The 24,715-nt window shown below is 47.7% G+C and carries 25 protein-coding genes; 9 read left to right on the top strand and 16 right to left on the bottom strand.

All coding sequences use genetic code 11. The features are described from left to right. Window positions 1-138 precede the first annotated feature (138 nt). Entirely contained in the window at window positions 139-1,395 is a 1,257-nt protein-coding gene (locus KW93_RS14850) for an MFS transporter (RefSeq protein WP_052131651.1), read from the top strand. Window positions 1,396-1,484: 89 nt separating this feature from the next. Here KW93_RS14850 and KW93_RS14845 read toward each other — a convergent pair whose 3' ends face one another. The 3 genes from KW93_RS14845 to KW93_RS14835 form a co-directional block, all read right to left on the bottom strand. After that, complete coding sequence (locus KW93_RS14845) at window positions 1,485-1,706, bottom strand: hypothetical protein (RefSeq protein WP_033543823.1); 222 nt, start codon at window positions 1,704-1,706, stop codon at window positions 1,485-1,487. Window positions 1,707-1,888: 182 nt separating this feature from the next. Beyond that, entirely contained in the window at window positions 1,889-2,851 is a 963-nt protein-coding gene (locus KW93_RS14840) for a hypothetical protein (RefSeq protein WP_033543822.1), read from the bottom strand. A 270-nt stretch (window positions 2,852-3,121) separates the two neighbouring features. Further along, window positions 3,122-3,517, bottom strand: a complete 396-nt coding sequence (locus KW93_RS14835) for a hotdog fold thioesterase (protein ID WP_033543825.1) — start codon at window positions 3,515-3,517, stop codon at window positions 3,122-3,124. A gap of 271 nt (window positions 3,518-3,788) precedes the next feature. Between KW93_RS14835 and KW93_RS14830 the strand changes: the two genes are divergently transcribed. Next, window positions 3,789-4,949, top strand: coding sequence for a C40 family peptidase (locus tag KW93_RS14830; protein ID WP_033543821.1), 1,161 nt, complete (start codon window positions 3,789-3,791; stop codon window positions 4,947-4,949). Between the two features lie 196 nt (window positions 4,950-5,145). Beyond that, window positions 5,146-6,609 (top strand): catalase KatA, encoded by a 1,464-nt coding sequence (gene katA / locus KW93_RS14825; protein WP_033543820.1) that lies wholly within the window; start codon window positions 5,146-5,148, stop codon window positions 6,607-6,609. A 166-nt stretch (window positions 6,610-6,775) separates the two neighbouring features. Here the strand turns inward: katA and KW93_RS14820 are convergent, their stop codons facing one another. Continuing rightward, a complete protein-coding gene (locus tag KW93_RS14820) occupies window positions 6,776-8,170 on the bottom strand; it encodes a protoporphyrinogen oxidase (RefSeq protein ID WP_033543819.1) in 1,395 nt (464 codons plus the stop codon). Window positions 8,171-8,344: 174 nt separating this feature from the next. Here KW93_RS14820 and KW93_RS14815 point away from each other — a divergent pair, with 174 nt between their 5' ends. Then, a complete protein-coding gene (locus tag KW93_RS14815) occupies window positions 8,345-8,905 on the top strand; it encodes a nitroreductase family protein (protein WP_033543818.1) in 561 nt (186 codons plus the stop codon). A gap of 242 nt (window positions 8,906-9,147) precedes the next feature. On the opposite strand, the gene coaW is transcribed toward KW93_RS14815, so the two are convergent. The 8 genes from coaW to KW93_RS14775 form a co-directional block, all read right to left on the bottom strand. Then, window positions 9,148-9,963 (bottom strand): type II pantothenate kinase, encoded by an 816-nt coding sequence (gene coaW, locus KW93_RS14810; protein WP_033543817.1) that lies wholly within the window; start codon window positions 9,961-9,963, stop codon window positions 9,148-9,150. A 135-nt stretch (window positions 9,964-10,098) separates the two neighbouring features. Further along, the gene (locus KW93_RS14805; RefSeq protein ID WP_033543816.1) at window positions 10,099-11,100 is read right to left on the bottom strand and encodes a S8 family peptidase; all 1,002 of its coding nucleotides are present in this window, start codon (window positions 11,098-11,100) and stop codon (window positions 10,099-10,101) included. A gap of 76 nt (window positions 11,101-11,176) precedes the next feature. Then, a complete protein-coding gene (locus tag KW93_RS14800) occupies window positions 11,177-12,601 on the bottom strand; it encodes an anion permease (RefSeq protein ID WP_033543815.1) in 1,425 nt (474 codons plus the stop codon). Between the two features lie 354 nt (window positions 12,602-12,955). Next, window positions 12,956-14,491, bottom strand: a complete 1,536-nt coding sequence (locus KW93_RS14795) for a solute symporter family protein (RefSeq protein ID WP_033543814.1) — start codon at window positions 14,489-14,491, stop codon at window positions 12,956-12,958. Then, entirely contained in the window at window positions 14,488-14,886 is a 399-nt protein-coding gene (locus tag KW93_RS14790) for a DUF485 domain-containing protein (protein ID WP_081987035.1), read from the bottom strand. The genes KW93_RS14795 and KW93_RS14790 overlap by 4 nt, the downstream gene beginning before the upstream one ends. A gap of 186 nt (window positions 14,887-15,072) precedes the next feature. Then, window positions 15,073-15,825: an ABC transporter permease gene (locus KW93_RS14785; RefSeq protein ID WP_033543813.1), complete on the bottom strand. Its 753-nt coding sequence runs from the start codon at window positions 15,823-15,825 to the stop codon at window positions 15,073-15,075. Beyond that, window positions 15,822-16,553 (bottom strand): ABC transporter ATP-binding protein, encoded by a 732-nt coding sequence (locus tag KW93_RS14780; protein ID WP_033543812.1) that lies wholly within the window; start codon window positions 16,551-16,553, stop codon window positions 15,822-15,824. The genes KW93_RS14785 and KW93_RS14780 overlap by 4 nt, the downstream gene beginning before the upstream one ends. 64 nt (window positions 16,554-16,617) lie before the next feature. After that, window positions 16,618-17,115 carry a ferritin gene (locus KW93_RS14775; RefSeq protein ID WP_033543811.1) on the bottom strand — a complete coding sequence of 166 codons (498 nt, stop codon included), beginning with the start codon at window positions 17,113-17,115 and terminating at the stop codon, window positions 16,618-16,620. Window positions 17,116-17,368: 253 nt separating this feature from the next. Between KW93_RS14775 and KW93_RS14770 the strand changes: the two genes are divergently transcribed. Genes KW93_RS14770 through KW93_RS14760 form a run of 3 tightly spaced genes read left to right on the top strand, consistent with a single transcriptional unit; the run spans window position 17,369 to window position 19,784 of the window. Beyond that, on the top strand, window positions 17,369-18,127 hold the full coding sequence (locus tag KW93_RS14770; protein ID WP_033543810.1) for a GTP cyclohydrolase II: 759 nt from the start codon (window positions 17,369-17,371) through the stop codon (window positions 18,125-18,127). Further along, window positions 18,114-19,202, top strand: a complete 1,089-nt coding sequence (gene ribD / locus KW93_RS14765; protein ID WP_033543809.1) for a bifunctional diaminohydroxyphosphoribosylaminopyrimidine deaminase/5-amino-6-(5-phosphoribosylamino)uracil reductase RibD — start codon at window positions 18,114-18,116, stop codon at window positions 19,200-19,202. Before KW93_RS14770 ends, ribD begins: the two co-directional genes overlap by 14 nt. Window positions 19,203-19,211: 9 nt before the next feature. After that, on the top strand, window positions 19,212-19,784 hold the full coding sequence (locus KW93_RS14760) for a 5' nucleotidase, NT5C type (protein WP_033543808.1): 573 nt from the start codon (window positions 19,212-19,214) through the stop codon (window positions 19,782-19,784). A 52-nt stretch (window positions 19,785-19,836) separates the two neighbouring features. Here the strand turns inward: KW93_RS14760 and KW93_RS14755 are convergent, their stop codons facing one another. After that, entirely contained in the window at window positions 19,837-20,205 is a 369-nt protein-coding gene (locus tag KW93_RS14755; protein WP_033543807.1) for a hypothetical protein, read from the bottom strand. 151 nt (window positions 20,206-20,356) lie between these two features. Further along, complete coding sequence (locus KW93_RS14750; protein WP_033543806.1) at window positions 20,357-20,656, bottom strand: hypothetical protein; 300 nt, start codon at window positions 20,654-20,656, stop codon at window positions 20,357-20,359. Window positions 20,657-20,812: 156 nt separating this feature from the next. Here KW93_RS14750 and KW93_RS14745 point away from each other — a divergent pair, with 156 nt between their 5' ends. Next, the gene (locus KW93_RS14745) at window positions 20,813-21,538 is read left to right on the top strand and encodes a YwaF family protein (RefSeq protein WP_033543805.1); all 726 of its coding nucleotides are present in this window, start codon (window positions 20,813-20,815) and stop codon (window positions 21,536-21,538) included. A gap of 15 nt (window positions 21,539-21,553) precedes the next feature. Here KW93_RS14745 and KW93_RS14740 read toward each other — a convergent pair whose 3' ends face one another. Both KW93_RS14740 and hisC read right to left on the bottom strand, forming a co-directional pair. Then, entirely contained in the window at window positions 21,554-22,462 is a 909-nt protein-coding gene (locus KW93_RS14740) for an NAD(P)/FAD-dependent oxidoreductase (protein WP_033543804.1), read from the bottom strand. A 116-nt stretch (window positions 22,463-22,578) separates the two neighbouring features. After that, the gene (gene hisC / locus KW93_RS14735; RefSeq protein ID WP_033543803.1) at window positions 22,579-23,685 is read right to left on the bottom strand and encodes a histidinol-phosphate transaminase; all 1,107 of its coding nucleotides are present in this window, start codon (window positions 23,683-23,685) and stop codon (window positions 22,579-22,581) included. Window positions 23,686-23,835: 150 nt separating this feature from the next. Here hisC and KW93_RS14730 point away from each other — a divergent pair, with 150 nt between their 5' ends. Continuing rightward, on the top strand, window positions 23,836-24,576 hold the full coding sequence (locus tag KW93_RS14730) for a SurA N-terminal domain-containing protein (RefSeq protein ID WP_033543802.1): 741 nt from the start codon (window positions 23,836-23,838) through the stop codon (window positions 24,574-24,576). The last annotated feature ends 139 nt before the right edge of the window (window positions 24,577-24,715 follow it).

The following is a 24,715-nucleotide window of genomic DNA, read 5'->3' as shown; positions in this document are numbered from 1 at the left end:
AAGCGAAGCTGTTTTGCGGAATATCGATTACCTAATTTATTTTTCTTAAAATGAAATCTTATTACTAATTGATTTATTTCACGTATCCATATATATTTAGAGAGGCGAAATAACCTCGGGCAGAAAAGAGTGGATTGCATGAAATCCTGGCTTCTGGAATGGAAAACCAACATCCTTTCCTTCAACCGAAACATCAAATTATTTATGCTTGCCAATGTCCTGATCCAAATCGGAATGGGTGTTTTCATGGTGATGTATAACCTCTATATAAAAGAACTCGGCATGCCGGAAACTGTCAACGGAAAAGTGATATCCATGACTGCCACAGCCTCCGCCATCGCACTTATTCCTGCCGGTTTTTTAAGCGATAAGCTTGGCCGTAAATGGATCATCGTTGCCGGCGCTTTGTTCGGCGCTGTCACTTTATACTACCGCAGCTTTGCAGTGCTGGAATCTCCGCTTGTCACGGCCGCATTTTTTACCGGCCTCTTTATGGCTTTTGTCCAGGTTTCAGGCGTTCCCCTGCTGGCGGAAAACTCTAAACCATCGGAACGTGTGCATATGTTCAGCATCTATTTCGCCCTGATGACGGTTGCCAACGTAATCGGCAGCCTGCTCGGGGGTGTTGTGTCGGATGTTTTCCAGGTCTTCCTGTCGATGGAAGCTGTGGACGCCATCCGCTGGTCGCTTGTTTTCGGGGCCATTCTCTTCACGGCGGGCATCCTGCCTTTATTCAAATTAAGCAATAAGCCTCCTGCTCCGTCAGAGAAAGTGGAGACGCGCATTGACATTGAACCGGATGAGCCGGGATTAAAACGCAATTTGATCGTCATTTTCCATTTTTCATTCGCCAGCCTGCTGATCGGACTCGGCTCGGGCCTTGTCGTGCCTTATTTGAACCTGTATTTTGCGAACCGCTTTGATGCGTCCAATACGTATATCGGTCTGGTGCTGTCGTTGGGATCCGCGATGACAGCGGTTGCCATGCTGATCGGGCCGATGCTCGTGCGGCGGGTCGGCAAAGTAAAAGCGCTGATCATTTTCCAGGTACTGTCGATTCCTTTCCTGATTCTAACCGCCTATACGACTTCCCTGCTGCTGGCGTCTCTAGGCTTTCTGCTGCGCCAGGCATTGATGAATGCGGGCAACCCGATTCAAAGCGCCATCGCGATGGAAGTGGTCCATGATAAATATAAAGGGCTTGCCAATTCGGTGAATCAGATGGTCTTCAATGTCGGCTGGGCAACTATGGGTCCGGTCGCCGCCGCCCTGGTCATCGCGTTCGGTTCTTACTGGGGCTATGCGTATGCTTTCACGATAACGGCTGCGTTATATATTGTTTCTTCTGCCTATTACTATTTCATCTTTGGCCGACGGAAACTTAGTGAAGAGTAAAGGAATAAGCAGAAAAGCACCGAACCCCTGCGGGTCCGGTACTTTTTGCTTTTCTTTATGAAATATCCTATATTTTCATTTTACTGACTTCAGCGACCGAAATAATTCTTCAGATAGTCCACTGTTTCTTTCCGGCAATTATCTGTCAGCGGAGACCTTTCGGCATGCAGGAAGTCTCCATAAAGCATGTCATCCAAGAACCGGACTTCTTCAGCAAATAAAGTGTTTTTTCCTGCATCAAAAACTTCAAGCTTTATATAAAGTGATTTTCCCTGTTCGCTATAATCGGTGATGACGATCCGGTTGCCCATAAAATCCTCCTGAACGTTTTTTCATAATTTCATTGAGTTTATTTCATCTAAGGAAATTTTAGCACTTTCAAAATTTATTACTAGAAATTATCGTTCAATTCCACTAAAGTTTTTCACCGCAATTGAAAAAGCCAGTGAAGGAAGAAAGGCTGCTCTTCCCTCGCTGGCTCCTTTGCATAAAGTTAATATCCTGTTCCTTCACCGACCAGCAGTTCCGGAAAATCCGCTTCTATCCGTTCTTCCAGGCCATATTCCTGCAAAATTTCAAAAAGCTCTTCTTCATCCACTTTGCAATAATCGGGCAAGCCGTTTTCGTCTGGACCTTTAAACCTCAAAATATATTTTTTACGGCCATTTTTTGCGATTACGTAGACATCCATTGGAACGTAATTTTTAATTGTCCGAAAATCCTGATGCTCAATCAAAGTTGCTGCATCCATTTTATCCAGATGGGTATAGATAAAAGCTTCCGATCTTTTCTCTTCCGCAGAAATAAAACTCATCTTGGCGTGATGCCTGTTGATGAAGCGTTCGGACAATTGCTGATGAAACGTAATCGTTTCCCACTCCACCTTGTTCCGGTGTTTCTCGATAAACAGCTCGGACAGCACCTGATTGCGCGTGATAGCTACCCAGTCCACCCGGTGCGCATGGCGGTCAATCAGCGACATCGGCAGTTGCTGACACGCTGACAGTGAAGGCCATGACAATTTATCGCTGTGCTTTTCAATGAAAGCCGGTGACAGGCCTTTCGAATTCAATAATTCTTTTTTGCGGGAAACGATTTCCCAGTATTGCTTGGCATTGAAGGGGCTGCCTTCGCTTTCCCAGGTTTTCAGTTGCCTCTTGCTCAATTTCTCTGTTGCCTGCGTCCATTTGCCGGAATCCGCAAATTCCTCGATAAATGATTCTGAGAGTTTCTGTGTACGGATAATTTCATCCCAATACAAGCGCCCGCTGAACTCATGGATAAAATTCTCTGATAATTGCTGGTGGCCTGAAACCAGATACCAGTTTACAAGCGATGCATTATCCCGGAGAAATGTTTCCGAAAGCCCTTCTGTTTCGCATATTGTATTCCACGAGACCGAACGCCTGTCTTTTATCGCTCTCGCTTCCATTAATTCCGTTAATGTATCAAACATCGCGTCCACTCTCTTTTCGAATAAAATTCCCGTTACCCATTTTTGGGGTAATCATTATCTTTCATTTTATCTGATGTTATTTTAATAAAATTACACTTCACTCTTATGTTACCCCTCTTCCCCCTGTATGAAAAGGACTAAAATAGAAATGCGTGGTTTTTAACACTTAATTGACTGTTGCCTTTTGGCTTTATTGGACAGATTTTAAGAAAAATGAAAACCCGCTGAAAAGTCCAGCGGGGTCCCATTCACAAATTTTATAGAAGCAATTTATTTCTTCTTCTGGACGATGGCCACTGTGCACCGGGATACGCAAATAAGCCGTTCTTCTTCATCAATGATTTTAATATCCCATACCATCGTCGTGCGCCCTCTATGCAGCGGAACGCCGATTGCCGTAACAATGCCGTCCCGTTTCCCTCTGATGTGGTTGGCGTTTATTTCGAGCCCCACCGCTATTTCATTGTCCTGATCGATAGAGTGCCAGGTCCCCACACTTGCCACCGTCTCGGCAAGTACGACAGAAGCGCCTCCGTGAAGCTGCCCGAACGGCTGGTGTGTCGCCGCATGGACCGGCATCGTAGCGGTCACCCGTTCTTCTGTAATCTCTCTCATTTCTATTCCCAAAACTCCAGCTATTGTTTCTTCCACCGGTTTCATCTGCATCTTTATTCCCCTTTCATAAATGTTGCATTCAATTGATACAATCATGGCAAAAAATGCATTATTAGGCAATGTTCAGGATACCCTCTTTAGGAAAAATCCCCCTATCCCGCTGCAAACCCTTTTAAACCTTATTTTCATTTTTGTAATCTAATTGTAACATTAAATCGTATTGCCTATTCTTTTAGTTGCAGATAGAATAGAGAGTACTAAATTAGATGCGTAAACTGTACTGTTTAATTCCAAATAATTACCATTTAAAAGGAGAGAAACCATGAATAAAATTGCCTTTTCAGTAATTGCTTCCGGATCTTTAGCCCTTTTAATTGGAGTCGCAGATGCAGAAGCCAGTTCCACCTATACGATAAAATCCGGCGACAGCCTATGGAAAATCGCCAGCCAGCATAAAGTGACCGTGGCTGATCTGAAAACCTGGAACAAGCTTTCATCGGATGCCATTGTTCCGAATCAGGTTCTGAAAGTGAGCCCCGCAGCGACGGCAGCTCCCGCGTCTGTTACTAAACCTGTGTCAGCGCCTGCCGCACCTTCCAAACCGGTCAGCAGCCCAGCAACTTCTACATATACAGTTAAGTCAGGCGATACCTTATCAAAAATCGCCGCCTTACATAAAACGACTGTCGGCAAATTGCAGGAACTCAATAAAATTTCCGGCCACCTGATTTATGCGGGACAAAAACTTAAAGTGACTGCCGCTGCTTCTGCCCCTGCAGCTGCCGCACCGAAACCACCGGCAGCAGCGACACCCGCGCCAGCAGTCACTGCACCCAAGCCTCCGGCGACAGTTGCACCTCCTGCAGTGGCGGCACCTGAACCTGTGTCTGCTGCAGCTGGAACCTATCAGGTTGTCAGCGGTGATACACTGACAGGAATCGCTTACCGCAACGGCATTTCCGCAACCCAGTTAATGAGCTGGAACGGGTTAACTTCAAGCATAATCCGCGTCGGGCAGATTCTTAAAATCGAAAATGCAGCAGCCGCACCTGTTCTTACAACACCGGTATCGAACCCGGCTCCGCCTGCAGCGCCTGCACCTGCAGCCACGGATACAATCGGAAAAATTGTGGAAACGGCCACTTCCCTGATCGGAAAACCATACGTCTGGGGCGGCTCTACTGCAAACGGCTTTGATTGCAGCGGATTTGTCTTCTATGTATACAACCAGGCGGGGATTAACGTTCCGCGCACGAGCACGACCGGCTATGATGCGCGTTCCTACGATATCAGCACACCGGAAATCGGCGATCTTGTGTTCTTCGAAAACACCTATCGCGCCGGAATTTCCCATTTGGGCATCTATATCGGTAATAACCAATTCATTCACGCAGGCGGCGACCAGGTGCAAATCTCGAATTTCGACAGAGGTTACTGGAGCAATCATTTTGCAGGTTTCAAACGCCTTTACGCGATGGATTAATACAGATCCTCCACCTCTCTTCCAACATTCCGGAAGAGAGGTTTTTTCTGTGCTTTTTCGAATTTGTGAATTTATTGCGAATAAAACTCCGACCTTTATTTATAATCATTATCATTAAGTTTTGTTTTTAGTTTAATAAATGTTATCATTGATATTGTAGTATTTTACATAAAAACGAGAATGAGGTGTTCAATCAATGAGTACAGACAAAAGAACTCTGACAACCAGCTGGGGAGCTCCAGTTGGCGACAACCAGAACTCACAGACAGCCGGACAGCGCGGACCGGTATTGCTACAGGACGTTCATCTTCTTGAAAAATTGGCGCATTTCAACCGCGAGCGTGTGCCTGAGCGTGTCGTTCATGCCAAAGGCGCTGGCGCACACGGTTATTTTGAAGTAACACAGGATGTTACTAAATATACGAAAGCGGCTTTCCTTTCTGAAGTCGGCAAAAAGACGGATATGTTTGCCCGCTTCTCAACAGTAGCAGGTGAAAACGGTTCTGCAGATACCGTTCGCGACCCACGCGGATTCGCTTTGAAATTCTATACAGAAGAAGGGAACTATGACCTGGTCGGAAATAACACGCCGATCTTCTTTATCCAGGATGCGATCAAATTCCCTGACTTCATCCATACACAAAAACGCGATCCAAAAACGCATTTGAAAAACCCTAACGCAGTGTGGGACTTCTGGTCATTATCACCTGAATCCTTGCACCAGGTGACTTACTTGATGGGCGACCGCGGGATTCCTGCAACACTTCGCCACATGCACGGTTTCGGAAGCCATACATTCAAATGGACGAACGCTGAAGGCGTTTCCCATTGGGTGAAATACCACTTCCTGACTGAACAGGGCATCAAAAACATCACACAGGAAGTAGCTGACAAAATTGCCGGCGAAAATCCTGATTTCCACACGGAGGACCTTTTCAACGCAATTGAAGAAGGCGACTTCCCGGCTTGGAAAATGTACGTGCAGATTATGCCTCTTGAAGATGCGAACACATACCGCTTCGACCCGTTCGATGTAACGAAAACATGGTCTCACAAAGACTACCCATTGATCGAAGTTGGACGCATGGTACTTGACCGCAACCCTGAAAACTATTTTGCAGAAGTTGAGCAGGCAACATTCTCACCTGGCACATTGGTCCCTGGTATCGACGTATCTCCGGACAAAATGCTTCAGGGCCGTTTGTTCGCTTACCACGATGCGCACCGCTACCGCGTAGGCGCGAACCACCAGATGCTGCCGATCAACGCAGCGAAAAACCAGGTGAACAACTACCAGCGCGATGGCCAGATGAACTTTGGCTCAAACGGCGGCGGTTCTGTTTACTACGAGCCGAACAGCTTCGGCGGACCTGCTGAAGAAGCAGCTGCAAAACCGGCACCGCTTGAGGTGACAGGCGTGACTGATTCAGTGCCATACTTCAAAGAAGATTACTACACGCAGCCGGGCGACCTTTACCGTCTGCAAAGCGCTGAAGAGCAAGAGCGCCTTGTGAACACATTCGTCGGCGGCTTGAGCGCTGTAACTCATGAGCACATCAAACTTCGCATGATCGAGCATTTGTATAAAGCAGATGCAGAATTCGGTTCACGCGTGGCAGCAGGATTGAATCTTCCTGTACCGGGTTTGGCAACAACATAATATTTTATTGAGAATATACACTTGAATTCTCAATTAGCCAGTCCTCCTGTTTGGGGGCTGGCTTTTTTGTGCTGTTTTGGCGAGTAGAGCGTATTTGGGGTAAAGTTGAGCATATTCCGAAAAAGAGGATGCAGGCAAAACGCCTGCACCCTCTTTTTATCCTCTTTTATTCGCGTTCGATTTCTACGACTAGCGTTTCTGCCAGTTCCTTCCCGTTCTGAATGCACGCGCCAATGCCAACACCGTGATACGATGCGCCAGCCAGGCGGACACCAGGCAATTGCTCAACCAGCTTGCGTTCCAGGCTTTCCACCGCTGCCTTATGATTCATATTGTAATTCGGCATATTGCCGTTCCAGCCGGTGACTTCCAAAGTCACCGGCTCCACCTCCAGCTTCAGGCTCTTGCGGATGTCTTCCAGCGCAACCGCTACAAGCTGCTGTTCCGTCATATTCTTCAACTCGTCAAAGCCGGGATTCGAACTCTTATAGAATAAACGCACCAGCAGCTTTCCGCCAGTCGATGTATGCGTCCATTTGCGGCTTGTCCATGTACAGGCGTTGCAGCGGAGATCCGTATTCTCTGAGACAATAAAACCGGTGCCGTCCGCCGGCAGTTGAGCGTCCGGAACATCAAATCCGAGATAGATGCTGATGAGAGATGAGTTATGCAATTGATTGAATTCGGGTTCGAGTTCTTTCACATCCAACAGCTGCTGAGCCAGGTGGTGCGGCGTCGTGATGATGACGTAATCGGCATCCACTGCCCTGCCGTCAGCCAGGCTGAGGGTTACCAATTCCCCATTTTTCCCGAGTGAGGCAACTTCTGCGCCTTTCAGTATGATTGCATCCTCCAGCGTTTCTTCCAGCCGGTCAATCAGAACGGCCATCCCTTCATCAAATGACAGGAATTTTTTATTGGCTGCTCCCTGGAATTTGGTTTTATTGGCTTCCAGCCCTTTGATGATGCTGCCGTATTCGTTTTTATAATCGACGAGATACGGCAGAGTCGAAGCCAGCGTCAAATCATGCAATTTACCGGAATAGACACCCGACAGGACCGGCCCAATCTGCTTCTCCACCAGTTCTTTACCTAAAAAACGTTCGAGAAATTCACCAATCGAACTGTCGCGGGTGAAATGCCCGTTCTTCGTTTCAAAATCCTTCAGCGCTTCCTGTTTGCCTTCTTCAGAAATCAGTGTCGAACTGAACAGCGCCTCTTCACTCATCGGGATGCCAAACACCGTATCCTTTGGAATCGGATGCAGCCCGCTGTCTGTGTAAAGATAGGAAATACCAGTGCCGTTGTAGACGACGCGGTCTACGAGCCCCAGCTCTTCAACCAGCGGCCAGACGCTGGCGTGCCTCGCAACGATCGAATCTGCTCCCGTTTCCATGATGAATTCGCCGTCTCTTACCGTGCGGATTTTGCCTCCGAGCTCCGCATCTTTTTCGATCAGCGTCAATTCCAGTCCCAGGTTCTTTTCTTTATTCAGCTGCTGCAAATAATGCATAACGGAAAGACCCGTGATGCCTCCTCCGATAACCGCCACTTTCTTCATGCCAACCACACTCCTTACTGTTGCTTCTATTTTAACAATAAATGCAGCCCGCTGCAGTCGGTGTTCTTGTATTTAAGGTGAACGAATACGGTTAAATAGATACCCCTGCAGATTCATGCTAGTATAGTAGTAAAGCAATGTCAGAATTATTCAGATAATGAAGGAGAGTTATAAATGCAAACCCCTATAGACAAGACGATTATGGAAAGACGTTCCGTCACGAATTTCAAACTGGACCCGGTCGATATCGATGAAATCATCGAGCTGCTCAATATTGCGAAATGGGCACCAAACCATAAAGTCAACGAACCGTGGCGCTTTCTCCTGTTCGCTGAAGCCGGCAAAGAAAAATTTGTGCAGGCGTTCCTTGATTGCGCATCGAAAGTGAACGGTGCACCGTCACCTGCTGCACTCAATAAAGCGGAATACTTCCGCGATATCCCGCTGCACCTGGTTGTGGTCATTTCAGAAGATCCGCGCCAGAAACAGCGCGACGAAGATATGGGAGCTGTTGCTTCGCTTCTCCAGAACTTCCAGCTTGCTGCGTGGGAACGCGGCATCGGCATGATCTGGCGCTCAAACGACTGGATCTACAAACCGGAGTTCCGGAACGCAATCGGCGTACAGCCGGGAGAGAAAATCGTCGCCACGATGATGATCGGCTATCCGCAGACGGTCCCACATAAAAAAGAACGGACAGATATCCGCGAGAAATTGACCATCATTAAAGAATAAGCTTATGTATGGGGAGACTCTGATTTTAGAGTCTCTTTTTGTTTATTCCCAACTCGTCCAAAACGGACACCTCCTCATAGTTGCACCCTCCACCTCCAATTCCACCCCCCATACAGAAAAAAGCTTCGCATCCGCGAAGCTTTCCCAGAAGCAGGAGTTTTTCGCAAAGCGAAAAATGTCCACTATGTTTTGATTTTAAGGTCTTTCGCTTTTTGCCGGGTTTTGGCGAAAAGCATCCAGTTCTAAATACTTTCTTCTTTTAATACAGACATTGCTCCGACAGCTCCCGAATATTCACCGTTTTCCAGAAACAGCGGCACCGCGCCTCTCAGGACGGTGTAGCTTTCCACCACTTCTTTCAGCAGCGGATTTTGCAGAAACGATGAGCCGATGTAGATGATGGTCGAACTCCTGCAATGCCTTGCAGCCTGCACGCTGATGGTGCTGACGGTTTCCCCGACCAGGCCAATCACGGCGGCAAGCAGTTCTTCCTTGGTCAGTTCGTCCGCGATTTCAAAGATTTTATTGCCAAAATTGCTGGCAGTCAGTTCGCCGGAAATCGGCGGGGTCTTGCCTTCATAAATATGCTTCACTTTCAGGTCGATGCGGTCCCGGGAACCTTTTTGCGCCAATGCCACCATTTCTTCGTAATCCTTCACGCCTGTCAGCAGACGGCTCAGTCCCATCAAAGTACCGCCGCCGATGCCGGTGCCGCCGACGCGCTCCTGCACATTGTTTTCGATGCAGTGAATGGATGTGCCGGTTCCCACATTCGTCAGAAGATAATCCTGCTCGTTGCGCTTCATCCTCTTCAGCAGAAATTGCACGCCCAGATGCGTCGCTTCAAATTCCACCATTTCTTTCGCCTTTTTATCCAGCAAGGAAAGCAGTACGCCTGACTTGCCTCCTGTAATACAGATTTCCGCATCGCTCAAGCCGTTTACCCAGACAGCCACTTGCCCAATTTCGGCAATCGGGTATTTCATGAAATTGAGTGATCCGTTTTCGGTATACGCCACTTTGACCAGCGTACCTCCCGCATCAATTCCGACAATCATACTTGCACCTGCTCTTTCCCGCATTTCATCTATTGAACGTCAATTGATTTTTCAGTCATATGATGAAATTCTACCACAATAATGAATTCAATGGGAATCTGGTTGCTGTGTTTTGCTACGGGGGAAGGTATGACCTTATATTTCTTCGTTTTGCTGCAGACCGATCCCATACGAAGAATTAAACAGTTTGAACAATTGCTCAAATTTGCTCAGGATATCGAGTGCCAGCAGACCGTTTCCTTCGGCGGTTTTCGGATAGCCGAGCGGTACGGTGCGCCGGACGAGCTGCGCGTAGAGTTCCGCTTCCGTCAGCTCCCGCGCGAATTCATTTTCTGCAATGTTTTTAATCAGCGCCAAAGCCCCGGATACGTGCGGCGCCGCCATGGAAGTTCCGGAAAGGCTCGCGTATTTGCTGCCGGGGTACGCCGAATAAATATCGATGCCCGGTGCCACCAGGTCGATTTCATTATTCGTGTTGCTGAAAGGAGCGATTGTGCGCGCAAAGTCGACGGCTCCCACTTGGATAACTTCCCCGTAAGCCCCCGGGTAGGCGAATTCATCTGTAGCCGGACTGTCGTCGCCTTCATTGCCGGCGGCACAGACTACCGGAATTCCGGCGTCCACCGCTCGTTTTACCGCTTCATAGAGCTCCGGGACGTCTTCCGGACCCCCAAGCGACATCGAAATGACGCTCGTCTTTTCGCCATTCGGGCCCCTCCAGTCCACAGCATAATGGATGCCTTCGATAATCCATGAATAATCACCCCCACCTTCGCCGCTCAATACTTTTAAAATCAGCAAATGCGCTTCCGGGGCAACTCCGGCAATGCCGCCGCCTTCCCGGTGAGAAGCTGCCGCTGTTCCCGCAACATGGGTGCCGTGGCCATTGTTATCATCAAAATTAGCCGGGTCTCCGCCAAAATCGGCCGTAAAATTCCTTCCTTCTATGATCCGCCCTTTCAGATCGGGATGGTCCGGCTGGCAGCCTGTATCCAGAATCGCGATGACATTGCCTTCGCCTTTTTTGGCCGCTTCCCATACAGCCGGTGCCTGAATCATGCGCACGCCTTCCGGAATCTGCGGTGCCTGTGGTGAAACCTCTTCAATCCGATACGGAATCAAATGAATATTTGCCATGCTTTTCTCCTCCTATTCATTTTTATCGTCAATGTTTTTGTGGTCTGCAGCTGCAGTACACAAAAGCTGTCCTTTTTCACCAAAGCCCCAGTAATTTCCACCATAGTCCCCCAACTCCGAACCATACAACAATGTGGATAATAGAAATGATAAAGCCAAGCATCCACCATTTTTGCTGAGGAACATAACCACTCCCAAAAAAGACCGGAGCCGGGCCAGCGCCATAATGCGTTAAGCAACTGAACAGATTAGAGAAAAAAGCAAGAATCAACGCCGATAAAAGCGGAGGCGCACCAGAGGCAACAATAACAGACAAAAAGGCCGCATACATTGCGCTGACATGTGCAGTATTACTGGCAAAGAAATAATGTGAGTAAAAATAGACAATCGCCAATACAACCAGTGTTAAAGTCCAGGAATATTGGCTGACGGCATCTCCCATAAGGTCGCTGAACCACGGAATCATACCTAATTCATTAAGAAATGTAGCCATCATGACCAAAACCGCGAACCAGACAAGTGTATCCCAGGCCCCTTGTTCTTTTTTTATATCAGACCATGACAAGACTCCGCTTAGCAGCAGCACACATAAGCCGACAAATGCACTTGTCGTTGCATTCACACCGAACGTCCCTCCAAAAATCCAAAGAGCGAGCAGTAGGACGAAAACACCGATCATATATAATTCAACTCTTTTAAGGGGACCCATTTCCCGCAGTTTTTGAGTTGCAATGGAAGCAGCTTCAGGTGTCTCTTTTAATTCCGGAGGATAAAGTTTGTAGATGACAAATGGGATAAGTGCAAGGCTCAATAAGCCAGGAACCAGGGCAGCGAGTGCCCAGCCGCCCCATGTAATCGTTTCGCCAGTGATTTCCTGAGTGATTTGGACAGCCAAAGGATTTGCCGCCATAGCTGTAACAAACATCGCAGAAGTAATCATGTCTCCCTGGAAGGAAACTTTCATCAAAAAAGCTCCGACTCTCCGCTCCGTCCCGTCTCCTACGCGCGAGTCATAGGTCTCTGACAATGAGCGGATAATCGGGAAAATGATGCCGCCGGCCCGCGCTGTATTTGAAGGCATGGCCGGAGCCAGGATCAAATCGCTGAGCACCATGGAATAAGATAATCCCAAAGTTTTCTTGCCGAACTGCCGGACAAAGAGATAAGAAATACGAGTCCCTAAGCCGGTTTTGATAAAGCCGCGCGAAATGAAAAATGCGATGACAATCAACCAAATGGTTGTATTTTGAAATCCGCTTAATGATTGTTCCAATGTCAGGGTTTGTGTCAGAACAATGATTGTCAACGCCAATATGGCAGCGCTTCCCATAGGTACAGGTTTAATCACTAAGGCCACGATAGTTGCGACAAAAATGCTGAACAGATGCCACGCCTCTGTTTCCAATCCGGATGGAGCAGGGATAAACCATAGAACAAGCCCAATGACCAAACAAATCAATAGTGATCCCCAATTCACTTCTCCCTGTTTTTCACTCGCCATTCTCCTCACCCTTCCTGCTTAATTTAGCAGCCTTTCCAGCTATGTATAAGAGGAGTTTCGGCATTCATTTGTCCACCGTTTGCAAGCTTTTCAAAAAATGTCGGCTATGCCTTAGCCTTTCCCTGATTTAACCGTCCACTAAACTTCCGCTGCCTGGAATATTCATGTTTAATTAGAATCCAAAAGGCTTTTGAGGTATATATCAATGAATCATGGAAGTAATTAGCGGTCGCTATTTTATCTTCTCTCCATTAACTTAGAAAAGGGACCCGGCGCAATTTCGCCGGATCCCTTTTCATTTTAGATATAATTTCCACCCGATTTAAGAGTAGTCCGGAATAAGGTGCCTCCACCTTATAATTGTTTGAAACCGCCTGTATTGGCACGGACTTTGACTTCCGCAAATTTCTTGGCATTGATTTCATTCGACACAAGCGTTCCGATAAGACCACCGATAAAGCCGAGCGGAATGGAAACGATTGCCGGATTCGTCAACGGGAAGAGCGGGTTGCCGGTGATGATGGCTGCTCCCACTTCCGGGCTCATGACACTTGGACTTACCGAAACAAGTACCAGCGCCGAGATCAATCCCGTCAATATCGCTGAAATCGCACCTGCCGTATTGAATTTCTTCCAGAAAATCGTATAGACGATTACCGGTAAATTTGCGCTTGCTGCGATACAGAAGGCTAATGAAACCAGGAATGCCACGTTCAAGCTTTGCGCAAAAATTGCCAGGATGATGGAGAAAACAGCTACTCCGACCGAAGCATAACGCGCGGCAAGCATCTGCTGACGTTCTGTTGCCTTTCCTTTCTTAATGATTTGCCCGTAAATATCATGCGCAAATGCAGAAGCCCCTGACAATACGAGACCTGCCACAACTGCGAGGATTGTTGCGAACGCCACTGCCGAGATGAATGACATGAGGATATCGCCGCCAAGTGCCTGTGCAAGAAGCGGAGCCGCCATGTTTCCGGCCGGGTTTGTTGAAGTGATCAGGTCAGCGCCAACAAATGCCGCTGCACCGAATCCAAGGAAAATTGTCATAACGTAGAAGATGCCGACAATCCAAGTTGCCCACATAACCGAACTTCTTGCTGTTTTGGCATCACGGACCGTGAAGAAGCGCATCAGGATGTGCGGAAGTCCCGCAGTACCAAGCACCAGTGCAAGCATCAGTGAAATCGTGTCCAGTGGAATCTTATATCTTACACCGGGTTGCAGATAAGCTTCCCCGTGCGGTGTAGCTGTTTTCATGTGCGTAAACATTTCCATGATATTGAAGTTGAAGTTCTTCAATACCAGGAAGGAAAGAATGACCGTTCCGACCATCAGCAGGACCGCTTTGATGATCTGCACCCAGCTCGTCGCCGTCATGCCTCCGAATAATACATAGATTGTCATCATGATGCCGACAAGCAGCACGGCCCATATGTATTCAATGCCGAACAGCAGCTGGATCAACGCGCCGGCTCCGACCAATTGAGCAATCATATAGAAGATAACGATGGTAATCGAGCTGAGTGCCGCAGCACCCCGCACCTTTTTAGCATTGAAGCGGGCGTTGATCATATCCGCCAAAGTGTATTTTCCGAGATTTCGAAGAGGCTCTGCCACAACGAACAATACGACAAGATAGGCGACCAGATAGCCGATCGAGAACAGGAATCCATCAAAACCGAAGAGAGCAATCGCCCCTGCGATTCCCAGGAATGATGCCGCCGACAAGTAATCGCCGGCAATGGCAAGCCCGTTTTGCCAGCCTGTCAATCCGCCGCCCGCCGTGTAAAAATCACTCGTGGACTTGGTTCTTTTCGCTGCATAGTATGTAATTACCAGCGTCATCGCCACGATGAACAGGAAAATTATTATTACTGTGGGACTCATCGGACATCCTCCTTCTCTTCATAACCGAATTCTTTCAGCGTTTCTTCCGCCATCCTGTCGAAACGCGCCGCTTTTTTCATGTAAACGGTTACAAGGATCCACGTCATGGCGAACAATCCGAAAGCAAACACCCAAACCCACGGGATATCCCCCACGAATGGTGCGTCCAGCCAGTTAGTATAGGAAATGACAAAATTAAAGAGCAGATACAGCCCCAAGAATAAAATAGTAGTGGGAATAAGGAATTGTTTCTTTTTCTTCATCAGGTCCTTGAATCCTGCCGACCGTTCAATCTGTTCAAAATCCGGCACATGCAATGTGCTTTTCGAGCCTTGTAAATCCTGTTCATCCCGGATCGCTTTCTCCAGTCTCAATTCTTCAGCAGTCTTCGCCATCCTTCAACCTCCTATTGATTAAATATTTTTAATATAACGATAATTAAAGCACTAACATACCGACCGGTCAACAAACTTTTTTCAAGAAAATTGAAAAAAGTTCCTTTTTCATACATTTTAAAACTTAATCATGTTTTTAAGGGGACTTTTTACACCCATCCAAAATAAAAAGCTGACCTTTCACAGTCAGCTTTTGTGTATCAATTGCATGCGTTGGTTGAAGAGCGTCGGATAAGACAGGAACCCAAGCATGACGCTGGTCACGGCCGCCGTTGTCAGCAGCAGGAACATGATCAGCAGTTGGAACTGGACTGCCTGAATCGGGTCGGCTCCTGCGATGATCTGTCCGCTCATCATGCCGGGCAATTGCACCAGGCCTACCGTTTTCTGGCTTTCGATTGTTGGAATCATACTCGCTTTGATCGACGTGATCAACTGTCTGTGAATGGCCTGTTTTGGTGTTCCGCCAAGCGACAGCACCAGTTCGGTTTCATCCTGATTTGATTCGACTTCCGCCGTAAAGCGGTTAAGAAACAGTATCGACAGCACCATCGAATTGCCAATCACCATTCCACTGATGGAAATGATATACTGTGCCGTCGGCGGGGTAATGTTAAGGCCGATCAGAATTCCTTGCGTCAGAACTTCCACAAAAATAAGCGTCGCCGCTACTTTCCAGGTGATGCCTTTGATCGACACACCCTTGTTCCTTGCATTATGTGTTGCGGCCACAATCATCAGTGTCACCATCAGGAAAATATAAAGCAGGCTCTCCGAATCGAAAACGAATTTTAAAATAAACCCGACAAGCAATAACTGGATGATCGAACGGACAGTGGCGATAACGGTGTCACGTTCAAGCCCCAGATTCAGCGTCTTCGACAGGACAAGCGGAATCAGGACAAAAATCAGCGTGATGGATAATGTCAGATATGTCATTCCGCTCCCCCCTGCACAAACGATTTCACTCTGTCACTGGCCGGTGCCCGCAGCAAATCGCTTTCACCAGTTTCGACCACTTCGCCGTCCATCATTACCCACGTGTAATCTCCGATGTCGAGTGCCTGCTGCAGATTGTGCGTGATCCAGACAATGGTCGTACCAAACTTGCGGTTGATGTGCGTGATCAGCTCTTCCACTTCCTTCAATGAAGTACGGTCGAGTGAAGAAGTAATTTCATCAAGCAGCAATATATCCGGTTTATTGACGAGCGTCCGTGCAATCGAAACTTTTTGCCGTTGTCCGCCTGATAGATCCGTGATTTTCCGGTCCAGGTATTTTTCGCCGAGGCCCACATCCCGTAACAGGCTTTCAGCCGGTGATTTTTCAAGAGTGCCGCCTTTTAATTCCATCGGCAGCGCCAAATTTTTATAGACGGTGCCGCTGACCATCGGCGCACTTTGCAGGGCGATGCCGACTTTCCTCCGGAGCTCAACCGGTTCAAAGCGATCGATCGGCTGATCCTTTATGTAAATTTCACCCGAATCAGGCGATAACAAGCCATTGCATAATTTCAGCAATGTCGTCTTGCCGGCGCCGGATGGACCGACCAGCGTCGTGATCTTTCCTTCTGGAAATGAACCAGTTATGCCCTGGAGTATGGGATTGCCTTCTATCGAATAACTTACCTGATTAAAATGGATAGCCGGTTTGTAATCCAAAGCCATCTGTTTCTCCTCCTTAAAAGAAAAAACAGCACACAGTCAGCCGTGTGCTGTTTGAGTCGAATTGCTATTCTTCCAGTTTACGGACAGCGAATTCATCGTCCATTTTCAGGAAATATTCGCCGCCTTCCTCAATGCCTCTCACACGCGTGATGATATCGCGGAACATTTTCTCTTCTTCCATCTGCTCTTCAATAAACCAGTCAAGGAAAGACAAAGTTGCATGTTCCTGCAGCTCATCTGCAAGCGTCACCAACGCGTAGATGTTACTGGTCACTTCTTTCTCCTGCGCCAGTGAACTTTCAAGAACATCAACGGCACTTACGTAATGGTTTTTTGGTTCAGCCAGACTTTGCAGCACCGGCTTTTCATCCATTGCAGTCAAATAATGATAAAATTTCATTGCATGGAAATGTTCTTCCTTTGACTGCACCAAATAGAAATTGGCAAAACCGTGGTAACCTTTTTTCGAAAAGTAGGCTGCCATAGCCGTATAGGCATGGGCCGCCTGCAATTCATTGTTGAACTGCTCGTTTAATGCGTTCGTAAGCTTTTCAGGTAACATGGTCTTTTCCTCCTTCTAAATTATAATCATTCTAATGTAGAAACTATATCATACCTCTTCACCAAAAGAAAGTAATTGAGAATATTTTATTCCAAATGATAATTTATATCAATAAAAGCAATAATGTATACTATTCAAATAAGAATAATTATCATATAGATGATTTTTTTCAATTCCGTAAAACAATTTACTTACTTTTAGTAACTGAATGTAGTACTATGATTTTATACAGTTTTTTATTGGGGGAATTCGAATGGCTACTATGAAATTGGAACCGCAGGTGTTTGCGGTATTGAAAGATAAAATTCAAATGATCAAAGCAAAGGAAGGCGCCATATATCTGGTTGGGCCAATCAAACTTCCGGTCAATCTTGACGGCGATACCATCATTTTCGACTGGTATTGCTGGCTGAACCTAGACGAAGTAACGGAAGATTATGAGCGCATCATCGAAAAGCTTTCTTCTTCCAATTTGGCTGAATATCAGCAATCCAGCGTATTGGTCTACGGAGATTTTGAAAATACGGAAGATGCCCTGATCCGCATGCATTCCATTTGCCATACCGGCGATATTTTCGGCAGCAAGCGGTGCGATTGCGGTTTCCAGCTGAAGCAATCCATGAAACGCATTGCCCAGCACGGCAGCGGCGCGCTGTTCTATCTTGCCAACCACGAAGGCCGCGGCATCGGCTTGTTCAGCAAAGCGATGGCTTATGTCCTTCAGGAAAACGGCTATGATACAGTCGAAGCCAATGAAAGCCTGGGCTTTGTGGACGACTCGCGCAACTACGAAGATGCAATCGCTGTTCTTGGCGCTTTGCGCACAAAACCGGTCACGCTGATGACCAACAATCCGAAAAAAGTGGATGCCATCGAAAAAGCGGGACTCGCCATTGCGGAACGGACTTCGCTGTGGGGAGACGAATCCGAATATAATTCCGCGTACCTTGAAACAAAAGTAAAACGGTCCGGCCACATTAAAGGGGAGGACATTATGCATGCCAAATCATGAATTCTATATGGATCTGGCGTTGAATAATGCCCGCTCCATGAAAGGGCAGACTGACCCGAACCCGCTTGTCGGCTCCGTGATCGTCAATCATAACCGCATTGTCGGCGTCGGCACCCATTTAAAAGCGGGCGAACCCCATGCCGAAATCCACGCTCTCCGGATGGCCGGCGATGAAGCCCGGGACGGCACCATTTATGTGACGCTTGAGCCCTGCTCGCATTTCGGCCGCACCGGCCCTTGCGCGCAGGCCATCATTGATGCGGGCCTCCAAAAAGTCGTCATCGCTGCTCTCGACCCGAATCCGCTTGTTGCAGGGAACGGCGTGAAAATGCTGAGGGACGCAGGCATCGAAGTCGTTACCGGCATACGCGAGAAAGAATCTCTTCAGATGAACGAAGTGTTCAATAAATTCATTACGACCAAAACGCCGTTTGTCACTTTAAAAGCGGCTTCGACTTTGGACGGGAAAATCGCGACCCATACACTCGACAGCAAATGGATCACATCAGATGATGCGCGGCGGGATGTACACGAATTGCGCAGCGAACATACGGCCATTCTTGTGGGCGTCGGCACTGTGATCGAAGACGATCCTGCACTGACTGCGCGGATTCCGAACGGGCGCAACCCGATTCGCGTGATCCTCGATTCTTCGCTGCGGCTGCCGGTGAATGCTACAGTGGTTGTCGACGGCGCTGCCCCTACCTGGATTTTCACGAGCCGGACGTATAACCAGGCCAAAAAAGAGCAGCTGGAACAGGCTGGAATGCGCATTTTCGAAACGGCAGGCGAAACCCGCACGGACGTCAAAGATATGATGCGCCTGCTCGGTGAAGAAGGCGTCTCCAGTTTATTTATTGAAGGTGGCGGCACTGTCAATTCCGCTTTTCTGGAAAATCACCTGATCGATAAAGTGATCCTCTATTACGCCCCGAAACTGGTTGGCGGAAAAGATGCACCGACTTTCCTTGAAGGCCAGGGCTTCAGTTTAATGAAAGACGCGGTTGAACTCGTGGACGGAGAATTTACGAAAATCGGCAAGGACTTCAAATTTACCGGTTATCCTGAAAAGTGAGGAATTCAAATGAAATTTGGTTTTGATATAGACGACACGTTAATCAATTTGCGTGAATACGCTTTTCATCATTACAATAAACAGCTGGGCCAGGAAGTCGCCATCGAACGGTTCCACGAGCTTGACCGCGTGGAAATCCACGAAGCATTCGGCTTGACCGATGAAGAAGGCAAGGCAATGTGGAACAGCTCTCTCGAGACGATTTACTACACAGACTGCCCGACCTATCCCGGTGCCGTTGAGGTGCTTCAGCAATTGGACGCCGAAGGGCATGACATCTATTACATCACGGCGCGTTCGGCGAACCACGGTGAAAACACGAAAGCCTGGCTGAAAAAGCAGGGCTTCCCTGTCCGCGACGGACATTTCCATTGCGGCATGAAAGATGAAGAAAAAGTGAAGATCATCGAAAATCTTGAACTCGACTATTATTTCGATGACAAGCCCGAGGTACTGGAAACTTTGGCGCGCGATGGCCTGACAGTTTTTGTCCGGGACCAGTCCTATAACCGCCACATGGACCTTCCCCGCTTCAGCGACTGGTCGGAATTGCACAAACTGATTAAAAAAGAACTGAAGTGAATAATTGCAACAAAGCTCAAAACCGGCCTGGAATCTCCTGGCCGGTTTTCTTTTATTTCACCAAATCTTCCTCGCTCATTGCGCAATAGCCGAAAGCTTCATCGAGGGAATCAAATCGGGCAATCCGTTTGACTTTGCCTTCTTTTATTTCCATGAAAGTATAGACCATAACATGGCCGTTTTCATTTTCCCATCTGCCTTCCTGTTCAAAGATGATACAGTCTCCCTTGGCATAGCGCGACTTGGTGGAGAGATTGATGCCCGAGTTTTTCACCCATTCCGCAAGCGTATCATGTCCCTCCGAAGCTCCCATAGGCCCGATCATCTCAATATGGCGGTCCGATAGTTTCAGCACAGCGGTTACATCTTTCGCATTGACATTGTCCGTCCATTTGTCTGCCGTTTCGATGTTGTCAGCCATCCATTCCCACTCCCTTTTCGATTGAGATTTCCAAAGCCCGTTGGCATAGCACGCATTTGCTTATTCATTTCCCTTTGCCCCTCCGTCCAAAACGCTTCCATAAAAAAAGCCGCCGGAAAGTCTCCCGGCAGCTCTGATCGCATAAGCCCATTCAGTAATGGACATTTTTTATTTTCTTGAATGTGTTCACGAACCTCTGCGGATCGCCAGGCACTTTATACGTGAGCACGCCTTTATGTGTATGCAAATAAAGGAGATTGGCATCATCTGAAAAGGTTTTATAGGAAATATCCCATACATTTTCCAGACTCAATGTGGCAGTGGAAGAAACAAGAACATCTTCGTATAACTGTAGATCGTACTCGCTGTTAATGATTTTCAGCTCTCCCGCTTCAATGGAACGTTCCGTATTGACGCAAGTGATGGTGGACAGTAAATTCGATTGTTCCATTTTCCCGGCAGCCTCCTTGACTCTTTTACAGCAGTCTACCTTATTTTGGGCCCTGCAGGCAATAAATTCGGGTTATAAAAAGCGGATGGACGATGCGATGAAATGAATGTTACAATTTTCACACAAATAGATTCGAAAAAAAGGGGGGCATGCCGTATGGACAGCTGGTTCGGTTTAACGTCTCAACATTATTTCACGCCATTTTCAGCCAGCCATCTGACCGTAATCGGCGTTGCGGCTCTCGGAATCATTCTGCTGCTTGCTTTCAGAAAGCACCTGACTGCGGAATCCCGCCTCTTCAAGCTATTGCGCTGGACGCTGTTTTCCATTCTTTTGGCCTGTGAACTCTCTTATCAATACTGGACCGTCTCCAATGGAATATGGAATTTCGCCAGCCATGCCCCTCTTCATCTGTGCGGCATTGCTGCCATTACAGCCATGGTCGGGTTGGTGACGCTGCGAAAAGTCTGGTTTCAAATTTCTTTTTTCATCGGCATTGTTCCGGCCTTTCTGGCTCTCGTGACACCGGATATGCCATATGACTATCAGCATTTTCGGTTCTGGATGTTTTTTATGCAGCATACGGCCATTCCCTGGGCAAGCCTGTTGATGGCTGTCTCTAAACCGGAAAACATCACGCTGCGTTCTGTTTTCAAAGTCTTTTTGCTGCTCATCGCCTATGCCGTCATCATCGGTTTTATCATCAATCCGCTGACCGGCGCCAATTACCTCTATCTGTCGCAGCTTCCAACCGCCGATACCCTGCTGAGTTTTTTCGGAGACGGCGTCTGGTATTATTTGAACCTTGGAATCACCGCTCTGCTGGTTTTCCTGCTGCAATTCTTCCTTTGGAATCGCTTCACCATAAAAAGACTGCCGTAACGGCAGTCTTTTCGCTTACTCCGTATCAAAATACTCATTCGTCAAATCCCCGTTGACGCCGATGCCTGCCGCGCTGCCTTCGCCTGCCGCAATGATCAGCTGGGAAGGCACAATCAGGGACGCATCGCCGGCCGCGTAAACGTTCCAGACATTTGTCCGGCCGTAAGCGTCAGTCAGTATTCCTCCATGGTCATTCTGCTTACAGCCCAATTGCTTGGCAAAAGGCGTGGAATGGCTCCATAGCGGCGTTGTAAAGCCGCCTGTCCGGTCCACCAGCGTACCGTCTTCAAGTCTGACGCTTCGTAATTGTCCGTTTTCACCTTCAAGACCATCTATGAGATCCTCGTACACTTTTATGCCTTTTGACTGCAGTTTCGCTTTTTCGTCTTCTTCGAGCCGCCCGATGCCGTTTGTGAAAACGGCAAGATCTTTGCTCCACGTATAGACTTTCTTCGCAAGGTCGTAGACCATTTTATCCGCTATGATCGCCAGTGGCTGATCCTGCAGTTCCCAGCCGTCGCAATACGGGCAGCTGAACAGGCTGGTGCCGTAATACTTTTCGATATCCGGGATGTTCGGCAGCTCTTCTTTCAGCCCTGCGGCAATGATGATTTTGATGCTGTGAAACGTTTCGCCGTCATCCGTATCCAGCTGGTAATGGCTTTCGGTGATGCGCTCAATGTTTACAATCCGGTTTTTCTTTATCTGAACGCAATCGTATTTTGCCACGTCTTCCCTGCCCAGTTTTTTCAATTCGGAAGGCTGGATGCCATCCCGCGTCAAAAAGCCGTGCGCTTCCCTTGTCACCAGGTTTCTTCCATCGTCATCATCAAACAGCAATGTGTTCCGCCTCGAGCGGCCAAGCACCAGAGCTGCACTTAAACCTGCCGGGCCTCCGCCAATAATCGCGCAATCATAGATCAATCTCTTCACCTCTTCCTGTTTAACTGCTGTTCACGTGATTTTCCCTTTTCTTCCGCACACTAAACGCTGAAGAACTTAAAAAGCCGACTCCTGCTCTTGCAGGAATCGGCTGTCATTCATTTTAATGGATTTAGAATTTCACGGAGCGCATTGATGAAAAACTCATTTTCTTCATCTGCCCCGATTGTCACGCGGATATGTTCAGGCAAACCCCATATTTTCCCGTAGCGCACGATGACTCCTTTTGCCATCAATTGCTGATAGATGTCTTCCCCGTTCTCTCCAATCTGCACAAGAATGAAATTGGCAGTCGTTTCGGTATAAGGCAGGTTCAGACTTTCAAAGCTCCTGTACAGGAACTCCCGTCCTTTTTTATTGGCATTGAAAGACGCGGTTACATGCTCCGTGTCCGTGATGGCCGCTGACGCTGCGATTTGCGCAAGCGTGTTGACGTTGAACGGCTCTTTCACTTTCAGGATCGATTTGATGATCCCTTCCGAAGCAATGCCGAAGCCGATGCGGATGCCGGCGATTCCATAAATTTTCGAAAATGTCTGCAGTGCAATCACCGGATGGCCGGCATTTACAAATTCCAGGCCATCCGTATAATCTTCCTGATCTGCGAACTGGCTGTAGGCTCCGTCAAAAACAACCAGGATATCCTTCAGCTCCGCCAATAAATGCTCCATCTGCTCCTTAGTGATATAAGTGCCCGTCGGGTTATTCGGTGAGCAGATGTAAACGATCTTCGTTTTATCAGTAACGGCTTCAAGAATTTTTTCTACATTATATTGGAAGCCTTCATCGAAAGGCACTTTTTTCACATCTGCGCCCATGATGTGCGCACCAAAGTCATATTCGCTGAACGAAGGAAACGGTACGATGATTTCATCGCCCTGTTCGAGGAACGCTTCGGAAATCAGCGTAATCAGTTCATCGGCGCCATTGGTTGTGATGACCTGCTGTTTCGCCACGCCGTACTTATCGGCAATCGCCTGCCGAAGCACGCTCGCGTCCGCATCCGGATAGCGGTTCAGATCGGCCAGGCTTTCCTGGATCGCTTTCACAGCTTTTGGAGACGGCCCAAGCGGATTTTCATTGGAAGCCATTTTGATGACCCGGTCGAGCCCCAATTCCTTCTGCACTTCCCATATCGGCTTGCCTGGTGAATACGGCTGAATAATGTCCAGTGTTTTACGGGTTTTGATAATGCTGTTCGTCATTCGAATTCCTCCATGATCGTATTGGTGATTATACTAGATAATTAATTCATCATACCATCTTTTCGTGTCCGCGATAATACAGAAGTATTTGTAACTTTCACACAAATATGGTTTACTTTAACGAGACCCATCAAAGAGGAGAATCGCACGATGATAAAGATAAAATTACTGGCTTTGCCCCTTGCCCTGCTGTTAATGCTGGGAGCTTGTTCAGATAACGACAGCGCAGAAAAAGCTGAAGAAAGCGTGACGCCTTCCGAAACGGAAGCTGCTGCAGAAACTGTAGCCGACGCGCCAAAAACGGACCTTGACCTGCCCGCTGCGGACGAAGTCGTAGTCGTTGTAAACGGCGAAGAAATCCATGGCACAGTCTACAACAGCGTCGCCCGCCAATTGGAAAGCTCGCTGGCCACCCAAGGCAAAAAAGCCACAGATCCGGAAGTTGCCGGGCAAGTGAAAGAGCAGGCCATCACGGTAATCGTGGGCAATAAGCTGATTATCCAGGATGCCATCAAAAAAGGGCATGAAGTGGACGCGGAATTAGTGGAGCAGCGTTTGGAAGAATTGAAAAATCAATTCGAAAATGAAGAGCAAATGACCATTGCATTGCAAAGAACGGGTTTTACATTAGATGATATGAAACAGCAGCTCCGTGAACAAGTGATCTACGAAAGTTACCTTGCCGAAGATATTGAAGGCGCGGAAGTGACTGAGGAAGAGTTAAAAGAATCTTACCAGGGCTACGTGGATTCGACTGAAGGGGAATCACCGGAATTCGAGGAAATGAAACCGATGATCCAGAAATCTCTGGAAGAGCGGAATGTACAGCAGGCTGTCTACGAGCGCATTGAAGAATTGCGTGAAGCGGCTGATATTGACGTGAAAATCTGAAAAAATACGACAAAACCTCCAACCCGATTAAGGTTGGAGGTTTTGTCTTAATGGATAAGAAAGTATATCTATTTTGGCTGGAACGCTCTTGGAAGGAAGTGTCTACCTCTCCAGACTCCAGCGGCCCAGCTCTTCGGGT

The organism is Planococcus sp. CAU13, assembly GCF_000775575.1.
Lineage (GTDB): Bacteria > Bacillota > Bacilli > Bacillales_A > Planococcaceae > Planococcus.
This window is presented reverse-complemented; position numbering and strand designations above follow the sequence as displayed.